Source organism: Nonomuraea polychroma, from assembly GCF_004011505.1.
In the GTDB taxonomy this organism is placed as follows: Bacteria; Actinomycetota; Actinomycetes; order Streptosporangiales; family Streptosporangiaceae; genus Nonomuraea; species Nonomuraea polychroma.
In genome coordinates, this window is sequence record NZ_SAUN01000001.1 from 1,551,219 (window position 1) to 1,566,316 (window position 15,098).

Here is a 15,098-nt window from a genome sequence, read left to right on the forward strand (position 1 = left end):
GCCCGGCCGGGCTCAGCTCCTGAAGGAGCCTCCGCCCGGCCGGTCCGGCTCAGGTCGTGACCGGCGCCTGGGGCATTTCACGCATCCGAGGGATCGGTGACAACGCCAGCACGATCATCGGTACGACCGCGCCGATCACCGCCGCGACCAGGACCACCGGCCGCATGCCCACGGCCTCGCCGAGCAGCCCGGCCAGCAGGGCGCCGAGCGGCGCGGGCACCAGCCCCATCGCCCAGATGGTGGCGATGACCCGGCCGACGAGCTCGCGAGGCGTCGCCGACTGCAGCACGGTGATGTTGTTGACCACGAACACCTGCGTGCACAGGCCGACCAGCAGCTGCGAGAAGGCCAGCACGCCGATCGCCAGCCAGAGCGGCCCGCCGGCCAGCGGCACCAGGATGAGCGCGCTGTTGCCGATGACCGTGGACCAGAACATGGTGGGCCCCGGTCCCACCCCCTTCATGAGCCGCACCGACAGCCACGCGCCGGTCACGGCGCCGACCCCGCCGACCGCGAGCACCGCTCCGACCCAGCCGGCCGGCACGCCGGCGCCGTCGATGACGTACGGGATGTAGAGGGTCTGCAGGATGCCGATGTCGAAGAAGGAGTAGACGGCGCTGGCGATGGCCAGCGGGCGGACGACCGGGTGGGACATCACCCAGCCGAAGCCCGCGCGGATGGCCGCGATCATGGTGCCGCCGCTGTCGGGCGGCGGCGGGTCCTCGCGCTTGCGGATGGAGATCAGGCAGAGCGCCGACAGCACGTAGCTGATCGCGTCCACCAGGATGACCAGCGGCGCCGAGCGGGTGGCGATGAGGATCCCGGCCAGGCTGGGCCCGACCGCCTTGGAGACCGAGTCGCTGAGCTGCAGCTTGCTGTTGCCGTCACCGAGGTGCTCGGGGGCCACCAGCACCGGCAGGTACGACCGGTAGGCGATCTCGAACAGCACCCCGAAGACACCCATCACGAACACGACCGCGTACAGCCACCACAGCGTCAGCATGTCCATGACGAACAGCAGCGGCACGGTGGCCAGCATGAACGCGCGGATGACGTCGCTCCAGATGAGTACGGGCCGGCGCCGCATCCGGTCCACCCAGACGCCCACGACGAAGAACAGCACCATGGGCAGCCTGGACAGCGCGCCGAGCACCCCCATCTCGGCGACGGAGGCGTTCAGCCACAGATAGGCGACGATCGGCATGGCGAGCACGGTCACCTGGGAGCCGACCAGTGACAGGCTCTCGCCACTCCACAGCTTGAGGAAGTCGCGGTTCTTCCACAGCGTGGGAGGCTCAGTCGTGGGGGGTGAGGCCATGGTCGATGCTGCTCCTCAACTCGGCGGCCGCCAGAGCGACCCGGGGCTCGTACATGACGGTGAAACGCTCGCCGTGGATGGGCGAGATGCGCAGGCGGCCGGTGACGACGTTCCGCCAGCCCATGTCGTCGGGCGGGATGCCCTCGGCGGCGGGTGAGAACAGCAGGACGTCCCCGTCGTACGGGGCGTGCCGGTAGTAGCCGACGGCGTGCGCGTTGGCGCGGAAGACGTCGACGAAACGGCGGGCCTGGCGCAGGTCGGCGGTGTCGGGCTGCAGCGTGTCGGCGCGGGCCGCGGCGTCGATCACGGCCAGCAGCCGCTCGTCCGGGCTCATCCGGTGCAGGTCGTCCAGGTCGACCTGGACCTTGCCGCCGGCCAGGGCGTGGGTGAGCAGGACGGCGTCGTCCTCGAGCGAGGCGCGCAGCACCGGTTCGTTCGCGTCGGAGTAGAACAGGACGACGAGCGGCACCTCCTCTCCCAGCTCGCGCAGCCGCCGGGCGGTCTCCAGGGCGATGTTGCCGCCGATGCAGTAACCGCCCAGCACGTACGGGCCGTGCGGGCGGATCTTGAGCAGGTGGGCGGTGTAGTCGTCCACCATCTCCGCCAGCGTGGCGTGCGGCTCCTCGCCGGGGGCGAGCCCGGCCGCCTGGACGGCGTAGACGGGCTGGTCGGAGCCGAGATGGCGGGTCAGCGGCAGGTAGCGGAAGACCTGGCCGCCGAGCGCGTGGAACAGGAAGACCGGGTCGCGGTCGCCGGTGGGCCGCAGAGGCACGATCCGTTGCGGGGCGCCGTCGTTGTCCTGGGGGCGGCGCAGCTCGGCGGCGAGCCGGGCGATGGTCGGCGCGGTGAGCACGGTCGACAGCGGCACGTCGCGGCCCAGCTCCTTGCGCAGCCGCATGGTGAGGCGCAGGGCCAGCAGGGAGTGGCCGCCGAGGGCGAAGAAGTCGTCGTGCACGCCGACGGCGTCGACGCCGAGGGTCTCCTCCCACAGTGTGGCGAGTCTGGCCTCGAACGGGTCGCGGGGCGGCAGGTACGGCGCGCGTCCGGCGTCGCCGGGCGCGGGCAGGGCGGCACGGTCGAGCTTTCCGTTGGCGGTGACGGGCAGCGCGTCCAGCCGTACCCAGGCGGCTGGGACCATGTGGTCGGGCAGCCGCCTGCGCAGTGCCGGGGCCAGATCGGGCAGGTCGTCGCCCTGGGGGACGACGTAGCCGACGAGCCGTTCGCCGCGCAGCACGACGACGGCGGCGCGGACAGCGGGATCGGCGGCCAGCAGCGCCTCGATCTCGCCGAGCTCGACCCGCTGGCCGCGGATCTTGACCTGGAAGTCGGTCCTGCCGAGGTACTGGACCTCGCCGGTGGGCAGCCAGCGGGCCACGTCGCCGGTGCGGTAGAGGCGGGCGCCGGGCGGGCCGTACGGGTCGGGCACGAACCGCTCGGCGGTGAGCTCCGGCCGGTTGACGTAGCCGCGGGCGAGCTGGACGCCGCCGAGGCAGAGCTCGCCCGGGGTGCCGACGGGGACCCGGTGACCGTCGGCGCCGAGCACCTCCAGGCGGGTGTTGGCGACGGGCCGGCCGATGGGAACCAGCCGCTCACCCGGCTCGCAGGGATGCCAGGTGACATCCACGGCGGCCTCCGTCGGGCCGTACAGGTTGTGCAGCTCGGTGTGCGGGAGGCGGTCGTGGCAGCGGGCGGCGAGTTCGGCGCCGAGCGCCTCGCCGGAGCAGATGACCCGGCGCAGCGCCGGCAGGTCGGGCTCGTCGAGGAAGAGCTCCAGCATGGACGGCACGAAGTGCATGGTGGTGACGTTGTGGGTGGCGGCGAGGGCAGCCAGGCGGGCGCCGTCGCGGTGGGCGCCGGGTTCGGCGACCACCATCCCGGCGCCGACCATGAGCGGCCAGAACAGCTCCCACACCGAGACGTCGAACGACAGCGGTGTCTTGTGCAGCACGCGCTCGTCCGCGGTCAGCCCGAACGCCTCCTGCATCCACCGCAGCCGGTTGACGATCGCCCGGTGGGAGACGCCGACCCCCTTGGGGCGGCCGGTGGAGCCCGAGGTGAAGATCACGTACGCCAGCGCGTCGGGATGCACGCGCGGCGGCGAGGCGGTGGCGTCGAGGGTGGTGGCGTCTGGGACCGCGGCTTCGGGGATGGTGGCCTCGGTGACCGGGCCGGGGGCGCTGAGAGGCAGGGCGATGCCGTCCGGCAGCACCGCCGCTCCCGCCGGGCCGGTCAGCACCGTGCGCGCCCGCGCGTCCTCGATCATGTACGCCAGCCGCTCCGGCGGCAGATCGGGCTCCAGCGGCAGGTAGGCGGCCCCGGCACCGAGCACGCCGAGCAGGGCAGGCAGCAGGTCGGGGCCGCGTTCGAGGCAGACACCGACGACGTCGCCGGGCCGGGTGCCGGCGGCCATCAGCCGGGCGGTGACAGCACCGGCCCGCTGGGTCAGCTCGCGGTAGGTGATCCAGATCCCGTCGTAGCAGACGGCGGGCGCGGCGGGGGTGCGCGCGGCCTGCTGACCGATCAGGTCGTGCAGCGCCGCGCTCGGGTAGGGCCGGGCCGTGGCGTTCCAGCCGTCGATCGCGGCGGCGTCGCGAGCCAGGTATGGGTCGGTGGGGCGCGGGTCGGAGGCGGGATCGGCGGCCTGGCGGAGCGCGGTGAGGTAGAGCTCGCCGATCCGGCCGATCTGGTCGGCACCGAACTGGGCCCGGTCGTAGGTGAGAGTCAGGTCGAAGCCGCCGTGCTCGCGCGAGCGGCTGAACGCGGCGGCGAACGGCACGTCGGTCTGCTCGAAGAAGTCCTGGCTCACGATCTCGACGCCGGGCAGGCCGCGGTAGACGTGGAAGTCGCGGAAGTCGAACAGCACGTCCAGCAGCGGGGAACGGCCGGCGGCCCGCTGGATCTCGAACAGCGGATACCGGCGGTGCGGCAGCAGCGCCACCTCCGCCTCGAACACCCTGCGCGCCAGCGCCGCCCAGGTCGGAGCGGTCACGTCCAGACGTAGCGGCACGGTGTTCAGGAACAGGCCGAGCACCTCCTCGCCGGCCTCGCTCTCCGGGCGGCTGTGCGTGACCAGGCCGGTCATCACCTCGCTCTCGCCGGTGACCACGGCGAGCACGCGCAGGTGGGCGGCCAGCAGCAGGGTGCGCAGCGGCACGGCCAACTCCCTGGCCGCCGCGCTGAGCCGTCCCAGCAGCTCCGCCGCCAGCGGCAACCGCAGCACCTCAGCCCCCGGCTCGCCGTGCTGCCCCGGCAGGCGGGGCAGCCGGGTGTCGGGGGCGTCGGCGACCTGGGCGTGCCAGAAGTCACGCGTCTCCGGCGTGGCCACTGCGGCGCGCTCCGCGGCCACCAGCCCGCGGAAGGCCGCGCCGGGAGGGGTGACCGGCAGCCGGGCGCCGGTCAGGTGCCCGTGGTAGCGCCGTAACAGCTCGGTGACCAGGGCCGCCACGCTCCATCCGTCGAGGATGGCGTGGTGGAAGCTGAGGCTGAACGCGAACAGCTCCCCGGACAGCACGTGCACGTGCGCGCGGGCCAGCGGTGGCGACGCCCAGTCGAACGGCCGCCGCTTCTCCGCCTCTGACCATTCGGCCAGCCGGCGGGCGGCCGCCGGATCGCCCGAGAGGTCCGTCACCCCCAGCGGCAGCGTGGCCGTACGGTGCACGAGCTGCAGCGGCTCGCTGAACCCGGTCAGGTCGATCGAGGTGCGCAGGACGGGATGCCGGGCGGTCACCTCGGCCAGCGCCACCTCGAACGCCCCGGCGTCGAACCGGCCGCGCAAGGTGATCGTGGTCAGGTCGTGGTAGGTGGGCGCGTCCGGCTCGTACGCGCTGTGGTAGAGCATCCCCGCCTGCAGCGCGGCCAGAGGATAGGCGTCCTCCAGGCCGCGCATGGCTCCCGTCGTCACGGTCATCGCGCCTCGCCTTCCAGCAGTCGTGCCAGGTCCTCGGGATTGAGCAGGCCGAACGGCGTCTCCGGCGCCTCGGGTGGCTCGGCCGCCGGTGCCGGCAGGAGCCGTCCGGCCAGCTCCCTGACGGTCTGGTGGCGGAAGAGCTGCTCCAGCCTGACCGCGTAACCGGCCTCACGCAGGCGGGCGACGACCTTGAGGCTGCGGATGGAGTCGCCGCCGACGGCGAAGAAGTTGTCATGGGCCGAGACCCGCTCCAACCCGAGCACCCCTTGCCAGGCGGCGGCGACGGCCAGCTCGGCCGCCCCCTCGGGCTCGGTGTGTCCGGCGGCCTCGGGGGTCCGCGGGTCGGGGAGGGCGTTCCTGTCGAGCTTGCCGCTGCGATTGAGGGGCAGCGCGCCGAGCACGGTCCAGATCCTGGGGATCATGTGGTCGGGCAACGTGTCACGCAGCATTCGCTCCCACCCGCCCGCAGCTGTGTCAGCCGCGGTGGGTTCGGTGGGGACCACGTAGCCGGCCAGGCGCAGGCCGGCGCCGTCCTCGATGGCGCGGACGGCTGCGGCGCGGATGCCTGGCAGGGCTGCCAGGGCCGTCTCGATCTCGCCCAGTTCGACCCGCATGCCGCGGATCTTGACCTGGTGGTCGGACCGGCCGAGGTACTCGATCTCGCCATCGGGCCGCCATCGGGCCAGGTCGCCGGTGTCGTACAGCCGCCCGCCCGGGGGACCGTACGGGTCGGGGACGAAGCGCTCGGCCGTCAGCGCGGGACGGGCCGCGTACCCGCGGGCGAGTTGCACGCCGCCGATCCACAGGTGGCCCGGCACTCCGAGGGGGACGCGGTTCATCCGGTCGTCGAGGATCTCCAGCCGGGTGTTCGCCACCGGCCGCCCGATCGGGATCGTGCCCTCACCGGCCCGGCACGCGTGCCACGAGACGTCCACCGCCGCCTCAGTCGGCCCGTACAGGTTGTGCAGGCCCGCCCCGGGAAGCGCGGCGGCGAACCGTGCGGCCAGGTCGGCGCCGAGCGCCTCCCCCGAGCAGACCACGGTACGGAGCGCACCGAGCCGCGCGCCCAGCCCGGGCTCCGCCAGGAAGGCGTCGAGCATGGACGGTACGAAGTGCACGGTGGTGACCGACTCGCTCTCCAACAGGCAGGCCAGGTGAGCGGGGTCGGCGTGCCCGCCGTGCCGGGCGACGACCAGCCCGGCCCCGGTCATCAGCGGCCAGAACAGCTCCCACACCGACACGTCGAACGAGAACGGCGTCTTGTGCAGCACCCGGTCGTCCCCGGTCAGCCGGAAGGCGTCCTGCATCCAGTGCAGCCGGTTCACGATCGCCCGGTGCGAGATTCCGACGCCCTTGGGCCGGCCGGTGGAACCCGAGGTGAAGATCACGTACGCGAGCGAGTCGGGGTGCGGCCGGATCCCGAGCGGCCCGCCGTCCTCGGCGGCGACGGCCTCGGCATCGCGGTCGAGCAGCACCGTCGCGACGCCGGTCCGGGTGGCCGCGATCTGGGCGGCGTCGGTGGTGTGTGTGCCTGCTGGGCGTGGTAGCCGGTGGGCGAAGCGTTCGACTGAGATGGCCAGCCGGGCGCCCGCGTCGGTCATCATGCCCGCCAGTCGCTCGGCCGGGTGGTCGGGCTCCAGTGGCAGGTAGGCCGCGCCGGTGGCGACGACCGCGTGTACGGCGATGACCAGGTCCGCCCCTCGCTCCAGGCACACCCCGACGACGTGGCCGGGGCCGGACCCGAGCGCGCGCAGTCGCCTGGCCAGGCGGTTCACCCGGTCGGCGAACTCCGCATAGGTGAGCCAGGCCCGGGTCCCCGCCGGGGTCTCGAAACCCAGCGCGGGCGCGTGTGGGGTACGGGCGGCCTGCTCGGCCACCAGCGCGGGCAGAGTGCCGTTCGCGGCGGGCGCGCCCGTGTCGTTGGCCCGGTGGATGGTGTCCAGCTCGGCCGGGGTGAGGAGGGGCAGGTCGGCGACCGGCCGCTCCGGCTCGGCCACCGCGGCCGCCAGGAACGCCCGGAAGTGGTCGGCGAAGCGCTCCATCCGGTCGTGCTCGAACAGGTCCTTCGCGTAGTGCAGCACTCCCGTGAGCCGGTCGCCGGCCTCCTCGATCACCAGGTGCAGGTCAGCCTGCGTCACCCTCGGGTCGATGTCGAGGGTGCGCAGGGCGATCCCCGCCACGTCCGGCGGCGCAGGCGGCACGTTCTGGTAGGCGAGCATCACCTGGAACAGCGGGTTGCGGGCCAGGTCACGCTCCTCGGCCAACTCCTGTACCAGCACCTCGAACGGCAGCTCGGCGTGGTCGTGCCCGTCCAGTACGCGTTCGCGGGTGCGCGACAGCAGTTCGGCGAAGGTCGGCTCGCCGGACAGGTCGCCGCGCAGCACGAGCGTGTTCAGGAAGAGCCCGGCCATCTCCTCCACGTCCGGGTGGGCCCGGCCGGAGACCGGAGTGCCGACGGGGATGTCGGTACGTCCCGTGTACCTGGCCAGCACCGCCTGGAACGCGGCCAGCAGCACCATGAACGGCGTCACCTGCCGTTCGCGTGCGAGGGCCTGCACCGCCGCCACCGTCCCGGCGTCGATCGGGAACGTCAGCCGCCGCCCTGCCATGCTCGCCGGCCCCTGACGGTGCCGGTCCGCGGGCAGGTCCAGGGTGGCGGGCAGGTCGGCGAGCGTGTCCTTCCAGTACGCCAGGTCGGCCGCCCGCTCGGAGACCCGCGCCCGATGCCAGGCGGCGAAGTCCCGGTAGCCGGCGGTGAGCGTGGGCAACTCGGCCGGGGTGCCGGTGACCCGTGCCCGGTAGAGCTCCATCAGGTCGCGCAGCAGGATCGACAGGCTCCACCGGTCGGCGACGACGTGGTGCAGGGTGAGGTACAGCTCGTGCTCCGCCGCGCCGCACCGTACCAGGGCAGCCCGTGCCAGCGGCCCGGCCGCCAGGTCGAACCGGTGCCGCGCCTCCTCCAGCCCCACGTCCGGACCCGGCCGCACGACCAACCGCGGCCTGCGGGCGCCCTCCCGCAGGACGGGTTCGCCGTCGTCTTCCACGATGACCAGGCGCAGGGCGTCGTGCCGGTCCACCAGATCGTCGAACGCGGCGGTCAGCGCGGCCACGTCGAGCGGGCCGATCAGCCGCTCCGCCCAGGCGACGTTGTAGGCGGGGTTGCCGGGGTCGAGCTGGTCGAGGAACCAGAGACGGACCTGCGCGTGGGAGGGCCGGGCCGGCTCGCCGGACGCGGGCGGGATCGGCCGCGCGGCGGCCAGGTCACTGGTGCTGGGGCTACCGGCGGTGACGCTGCTGGCGGTGGCGTGGCCGTCGGGAATGAGCGGGGCGAGGCCCGCGATGGTCGGGGTCGCGAAGCAGCGGCGCAGTGTCACCTCGGCGCCGTAGGTCTCTCTGAGTCTGACCACCAGGCGCATGGCCAGCAGGGAGTGGCCGCCCAGGGTGAAGAAGTCGTCCTCGATCCCGATGTCGTCGCGTTCGAGCAGTTCGGTCCAGATGGCGTGGAGGACGTGTTCGGCGGGGGTCCGCGGCGGGTGCTGCCGGGCTGCCTCGCCGCTACGCCTGCCGGGCGGCGGTAGGGCGGCGCGGTCGAGTTTGCCGCTGGGCAGCACGGGGAGGTGCGGGAGGGAGACGAAGGCGGCGGGGATCATCGCTTCGGGGAGGCGGGTTCGTAGGTGTGCCCGTAGTTCGGCTTCCTGTGCGGTGCCGATGACGTAGGCGACCAGGCCGCGGCCGCCGGGGGCGTCGTCGCGGACGGTCACGACGGCTCGCTGTACGGTGGGGTGCTCGCTCAGGACGGTGGCGACTTCGTCGAGTTCGATGCGGACGCCGCGTACTTTGACTTGGTCGTCGAGGCGGCCGAGGTATTCCAGGGTTCCGTCGGGGCGCCATCGGGCCAGGTCTCCGGTGCGGTAGAGGCGTCCGCCCGGTGGGCCGAAGGGGTCGGGGATGAAGCGTTCGGCGGTCAGTGCGGCCCGGCCGTGGTAGCCGCGGGTCACGCCGGCCCCGCCGAGCAGGAGTTCGCCGGGAACGCCCACGGGGACCGGCCGCAGGTCGCGGTCCACCACGTAAGCCGCGGTGTTGGCGACCGGCCGGCCGATCGAGCCGCCCCGGCCGTCGGTGACATGGAGCCTGGTGGACCACACGGTGGTCTCGGTGGGGCCGTACAGGTCCCACAGCTCGTCGGTGACGGTGAGCAGGCGGGCGGCGAGCGGGCCGGGGAGTGCTTCGCCCGTGCTGATCACCCGGGGGACCCGGTGGGTCAGCGCGGGCAGCAACCCCTCCAGGACGGAGGGGGTGGCCTGGACGGTGTGCAGGTTGCCGTGCTGGATGAGATCGTGGACGCGTTCGATGCCGGTGGCCGAGGCGAGGACGACCGTGCCGCCGGTGACCAGCGGTCCGAAGATCTCGATCATCGCGATGTCGAACGACACCGACGTCAGGAACAGGAAACGCCCGCCAGGCGCCAGACCGGGGCGCTCGCGCACGTCCCAGAGCAGACTGACCAAACCCCGGTGCGGCACGACCACCCCTTTGGCCCGGCCGGTGGAGCCGGAGGTGTAGATCAGGTACGCAGCCTGGTCCGGGTGGAAGGCGGGCTCCGCCGGAGGGCCGGCCTCCCGGGCGGTGGTCGAGTGGTCGTCGAGGAGGAGCAGGCGTGCGGTCGCCGGCAGGCGGTTCAGGAAGGAGGTGACGGTGACCACCAGGCTGGCGCCGGAGTCGGTGATGATCTGGTTCAGCCGGTCGGGCGGGTAGCCGGGGTCCAGGGGGACATAGCAGCCGCCGGCCTTGAGGACGGCCAGCAACGCCGCCACCATGTCCGGGTGCCGGGGGAGGCAGACGGCGACCCTGGTCTCTCGGCCGACGGCGAGAGCGCGTAGTTCGGCGGCCAGGTCGTTCGCGCGGGACTCCAGCTCGGCGTAGGTCAGGGACGTGCCGTCCGGGCCCTCGACGGCCGGCGCCTCGGGTGAGCGGGCGGCCTGCTCGGCGACCAGGTGGTGGATGCCGCGGTCGGGGTACGGGGTCGCGGTGTCGTTCCAGGCATGCAGGGTGTTCCGAAGCTCGGCCGTGTCCATGAGCGGCAGCTCGGAGAGCCGCAGGTCCGGGGCGGCGACGGCGGCGCTCAGCAGCGTACGCAGGTGCGCGGCCAGGCGGTGCGCGCGGTCGTCGTCGAACAGATCGGTGGCGTAGTCGAGCACGCACAGCAGCGACCCGTCCGGGCGCTCCTCCACGATGAGGTCCAGATCGAACATGACGGTGCCCGGACGCACGTCCAGGCGTTCCAGGCGCAGGCCGAGCGGGCCGCCCGGCAGCTCGGGGGTGTTCTGGTAGGCGAGCATGACCTGGAAGAGCGGGTTGCGGGACAGGTCCCGGCCGCTGGACAACTCCTCCACCAGCGTCTCGAACGGCAGGCCCGCATGGTCGAACGCGGCCAGCGTCCGCTCCCTGGTACGCCGTACCAGCTCGGTGAAGGTCGGGTCGCCGGACAGGTCGCCGCGCAGCACCACCGTGTTGAGGAACAGGCCGACGGTCTGGTCCAGGGAGGGGTGCGGCCGGGCGGACATCGGCGTGCCGATCGGGATGTCGGGCTGGCCGGTGTAGCGGGCGAGCAGCGCCTGCATGGCGGTGACGAGGACCATGAACGGGGTGGCGCGCTGGCCGGCGGCCAGGTCGCGCAGCCCGGCGGCGAGGGTGTCGTCCAGCTCGAACAGCAGGCGGCGACCCCGGTTCGACTGCATGGGCGGGCGCGGCCGGTCGGCGGGCAGGTCGAGCACGTCGGGCAGGCGGTCGAGGGCCTTGCGCCAGTAGTCCAGGTCGCGCTCCAGGGACGGCCTGTCCTGCTGCCAGGCCACATAGTCGGCGTACGCCACCGGCCGCGCGGGCAACGGTTCACCGGCGTAGAGCCCGAAGAGGTCCCTGAACAGGATCGCCACGGACCAGCGGTCGGCCAGGATGTGGTGCAGGGTCAGGATCAGACGGTGTTCCTGTGCCTCGGATGCCACGCGCACCAGGCGGGCCCTGGTCAGCGGGCCGGCGCTCAGGTCGAAGGCGAAGCGGGCCTCGTCGCGGGCGACGGCGTCGGCCTCGGCGGCGGACATCGTCTCGACGCGCAGCGTGGGGCGGACGCGGCCGGGGACCTGGCGGGGCTCGCCGTCGTGGGTCTCGATCACGTACCCGAGGATCGGGTGCCGGTCCACGAGCGCGTCGAAGGCCGCGGCCAGCGCGGCGGCGTCCAGGTCGCCCACGATCCGGTACGCCCACGACAACGTATAGGCGGGGTTGCCCGGGTCGAGGTGGTCGACGACCCAGAGGCGGCGCTGCGCGTCGGACAGCGCCCCGGTGGACGGTTCGTCGGGCAACGGCGGCCCGGTGTCCGGGCGGAGTGAGAAGGGCGGGGGCTCGGAGCCCGGCCCGCCCTTCTCCGCGGCCCGGGTGCGCGTGAGGCGGGCCTCCAGCGCGGCGCGCTGTTCCGGGCTGAGCCTGGCCAGCCGCGCGCGTACCCCATTCCCGTCGCTCACCGCTCCTCCTCCAGAAGTTCCAGCAGGTCGGCATCCGTCAGTCCCTCTTCGAGCACCGCCAGTGCCTGCTCCTCGACGGTCGTGGCGTCGAAGCAGCGACGCAGCGGCAGCTCGACGCCGAACTCGTCGTCGATCCGGCCGATGAGGCGGACCACCAGCAGCGAGTGGCCGCCCAGGGCGAAGAAGTCGTCGGTCACCCCGACGCGCTCCCGGCCGAGCAGCTCGGCCCAGATGGCGGCGAGGGTCTCCTCCATGGGCGTGCGCGGCGGCACGAACGCGGTGGCCGCGACACCGGCCTGAGGCGGCGGTAGGGCGGCGCGGTCGAGTTTGCCGCTGGGCAGGACGGGGAGGTGCGGGACGGAGACGAAGGCGGCGGGGATCATCGCTTCGGGGAGGCGGGTTCGTAGGTGTGCCCGTAGTTCGGCTTCCTGTGCGGTGCCGATGACGTAGGCGACCAGGCCGCGGCCGCCGGGGGCGTCGTCGCGGACGGTCACGACGGCTCGCTGTACCGTGGGGTGCTCGCTCAGGACGGTGGCGACTTCGTCGAGTTCGATGCGGACGCCGCGCACTTTGACTTGGTCGTCGAGGCGGCCGAGGTATTCCAGGGTTCCGTCGGGGCGCCATCGGGCCAGGTCTCCGGTGCGGTAGAGGCGTCCGCCCGGTGGGCCGAAGGGGTCGGGGATGAAGCGTTCGGCGGTCAACGCGGCCCGGCCGTGGTAGCCGCGGGTCACGCCGGCCCCGCCGAGCAGGAGTTCGCCGGGAACGCCCACGGGGACCGGCCGCAGGTCGCGGTCCACCACGTACGCGGTCGTGTTCGCCACCGGCTCGCCGATGAGCATCGTGGCGGGGGAGTGCGGCACCCGGTACGCGGTCGACCAGATCGTCGTCTCCGTGGGCCCGTAGAAGTTCCACAGCTCGTCGGTGACCGTGAGCAGGCGAGTGGCGAGGTCGAGGGGCAGCGGTTCGCCGCCGAGGATGGCACGGGGCAGCCCGGGCGGCAGATGCTCGAGCGCCAGGCTCGCGACCGACGGGGTGAGCTGGATCAGGTCCGCGTCCTCGGCGGCCCGGCGGATCTCCTTGGGAGTGCGGGCGGCGTCCTCGGGGGCGATCACGAGAGTGCCGCCGGACAGGAGTGGCGTGAAGATCTCCAGGGCCGCGATGTCGAACGAGAGCGAGGTCATGAGCAGCACGCTGCCGCCGCCCAGCCGCCGGATCACATCGGTGACCAGGTTGACCACGCCGCGATGCGGCACCTGCACCCCTTTGGGCCGGCCGGTGGAGCCGGAGGTGTAGATGAGGTACGCCAGGTTGTCGGGCCCCACCGAGGGCAGGGGCCCGCTCGGTCCGGGTTCGTCGGCCGTGCTGCTGGAAGGCCCCGGGGGAGCGGTCACAGGTGAGGCGGACTCCGGGACGGTCAGCTGGTCCAGCAGCAGCTCCGGGGGACGCTTCGCCGGCAGCCGGTCGCGGTGGGCAGAGTCCGTGAGCAGCAGGGCGGCGCCGGAGTCGGCCAGCAGGTAGGCCAGCCGCTCCGCCGGGTACGCCGCGTCCAGCGGCAGATAGCACGCACCCGCCCGCAGGACCGCGAGCAGCGCGACGATCTGGTGCACGCCGCGCGGCAGGCACAGCGCCACGCACGACTCGGCCCGCACGCCCCCGGCCACCAGCCGCCTGGCCAGCGCTTCGGTGCGGGCGTCGAGTTCGGCGTAGGTGAGCTCCACGCCGTCCGGGGCACGTACCGCCACCGCGTCAGGGGTGCGCGCCGCCTGCTCGGCGACGAGCTCGTGCAGGGTCCGCTCCGGGTACGGCGCGGCGGTGTCGTTCCAGCCGGTCAGCAGCTCCCGCCGCTGCTCCGCCGTCATCAGCGGCAGCTCGGACAGCCGCGTCCCCGGGTCGGCGGCGGCCGCCTCCAGGACCAGCCGGTAGGCGCCGGCCAGGCGGGCGATGGTGTCGGCGTCGAACAGGTCGGTGCTGTATTCGAGGTAGACGCCGGCGCCGCCGGCCGTTCTGACGACGTCCACGTTCAGATCGAGCTGAGCGGTGCCGTTCGGGAACTGCCCGCGCGACGCCATCGGCAGCAGGTTGAAGCCCACCTGGTAGAGCGGCGTGCGGCTGGTGTCGCGGACCGGCTGGAGCGCCTCGACCAGCCGGTCGAACGGCGCCTCGGCGTGGTCCAGCGCGTCGAGGACGGTTTCCCGCACCCGGTCCAGCAACTCGCCGAACGACGGGTCACCGCTCAGATCGGTACGCAGCACCAGGGTGTTGACGAACATGCCGATCAGCGGCTCGAACTCGGGCAGGTCGCGCCCGGCCACCGGCGTGCCCACCGCGACGTCCTGCTGGCTCGCGTACCGGGAGAGCAGCGCCTTCAGCCCCGCCAGCAGCACCATGAACAGGGTCGCGCCGCGCCGCCTGGCCAGCGCTTCGAGCTCGTCGACCAGGCCGGCGGGCAGCGCCAGGTGGTGCTCGGCCCCGGCGTGCCCGCGGGTGGCCGGCCTGGGCCGGTCGGTGGGCAGCCCGAGGTCGGGCGGCAGGCCGGCCAGCCGTTCCCGCCAGTGGTCGAGCTGGGCGGCGAGCAACCCTCGGCCGAGGTGCTCGCGCTGCCAGGCGGCGTAGTCGGCGTACTGGACGGGCAGGCCGGGCAGCCGCGCCGGGCGGTCCTCGTCGAAGGCGTCGTTCAGTTCCTGGAGCTCTTCGGCGAAGTTGGTGGCGGAGCGGGCGTCGAACACGGCGTGGTGGACGACGAACACCAGCCGCTGCTCCGAGCCCGGCATCCGCACCAGGTGCGCCCGCCACAGCGGCGCCCGATCCAGCGCGAACGGCCGCCGCGCCGCTGCCAGGGCCAGCGCGCGGAACTCGCGCTCGGCCCGTTCCGGCGGCAGGTCGCGCAGGTCGGTCCGTGGCAGGGTGACCGGCAGCTCGACCTGGACGATCTGGACGAGGCTCCCGTCCTCGATCGCCAGGGCGGTGCGCAGCGTCTCGTGCCGCCGGACCAGCTCGCGCAGGATCCGCTCGCACCGGTCCGGATCGCCGCGCTCGGGCAGGTCGATCACGGCGTTGATGTGGTACGTGGGCGCGCCGGGATCGAGCCGGGCCAGGAACCACAGCCGTTCCTGGGCGAACGAGGCGGGAAAGGCATACGTGCCGGTCACCGGGGCCGCTCCTCTACTGCCCCATGGCCTCGCGCAGGCTGCGCGGGCGCATGTCGGTCCAGACCTGCTCGATGTGGTCGAGGCAGCTTTGCTTCGGCCCTTCGAAGCCGGCCTCCCGCCAGCCCTGGGGCAGGGGGCGCTCGGCGAACCAGATGGAATACTGCTCCTCGTCGTTGACCACGACCTTGTACTGGCCGTCCCGCATG

The 15,098-nt window shown here is 73.3% G+C and carries 5 protein-coding genes; all 5 read right to left on the minus strand.

What is annotated here, in order from left to right; translation table 11 throughout:
- Positions 1 to 49 precede the first annotated feature (49 nt).
- From EDD27_RS06775 to EDD27_RS06795, 5 genes are read right to left on the minus strand one after another with little or no spacing between them, the layout of a single operon-like run.
- Positions 50 to 1,318, minus strand: a complete 1,269-nt coding sequence (locus tag EDD27_RS06775) for an MFS transporter (protein ID WP_127931592.1) — start codon at positions 1,316 to 1,318, stop codon at positions 50 to 52.
- A complete protein-coding gene (locus tag EDD27_RS06780) occupies positions 1,296 to 5,225 on the minus strand; it encodes a non-ribosomal peptide synthetase (protein WP_127931593.1) in 3,930 nt (1,309 codons plus the stop codon). The genes EDD27_RS06775 and EDD27_RS06780 overlap by 23 nt, the downstream gene beginning before the upstream one ends.
- Positions 5,222 to 11,743, minus strand: a complete 6,522-nt coding sequence (locus tag EDD27_RS06785; protein ID WP_164903514.1) for a non-ribosomal peptide synthetase — start codon at positions 11,741 to 11,743, stop codon at positions 5,222 to 5,224. The genes EDD27_RS06780 and EDD27_RS06785 overlap by 4 nt, the downstream gene beginning before the upstream one ends.
- Positions 11,740 to 14,892 (minus strand): non-ribosomal peptide synthetase, encoded by a 3,153-nt coding sequence (locus EDD27_RS06790; RefSeq protein WP_127931595.1) that lies wholly within the window; start codon positions 14,890 to 14,892, stop codon positions 11,740 to 11,742. The genes EDD27_RS06785 and EDD27_RS06790 overlap by 4 nt, the downstream gene beginning before the upstream one ends.
- Positions 14,893 to 14,905: 13 nt before the next feature.
- The gene (locus tag EDD27_RS06795) at positions 14,906 to 15,097 is read right to left on the minus strand and encodes an MbtH family protein (protein ID WP_127931596.1); all 192 of its coding nucleotides are present in this window, start codon (positions 15,095 to 15,097) and stop codon (positions 14,906 to 14,908) included.
- Position 15,098: the final 1 nt, after the last annotated feature.

Bases quoted from the DNA above. Each gene is read 5' to 3' on its own strand.
- EDD27_RS06775 (WP_127931592.1), bottom strand. From the start codon at position 1,318: ATGGCCTCACCCCCCACGACTGAGCCTCCCACGCTGTGGAAGAACCGC.
- EDD27_RS06780 (WP_127931593.1), bottom strand. From the start codon at position 5,225: ATGACCGTGACGACGGGAGCCATGCGCGGCCTGGAGGACGCCTATCCT.
- EDD27_RS06795 (WP_127931596.1), bottom strand. From the start codon at position 15,097: ATGCGGGACGGCCAGTACAAGGTCGTGGTCAACGACGAGGAGCAGTAT.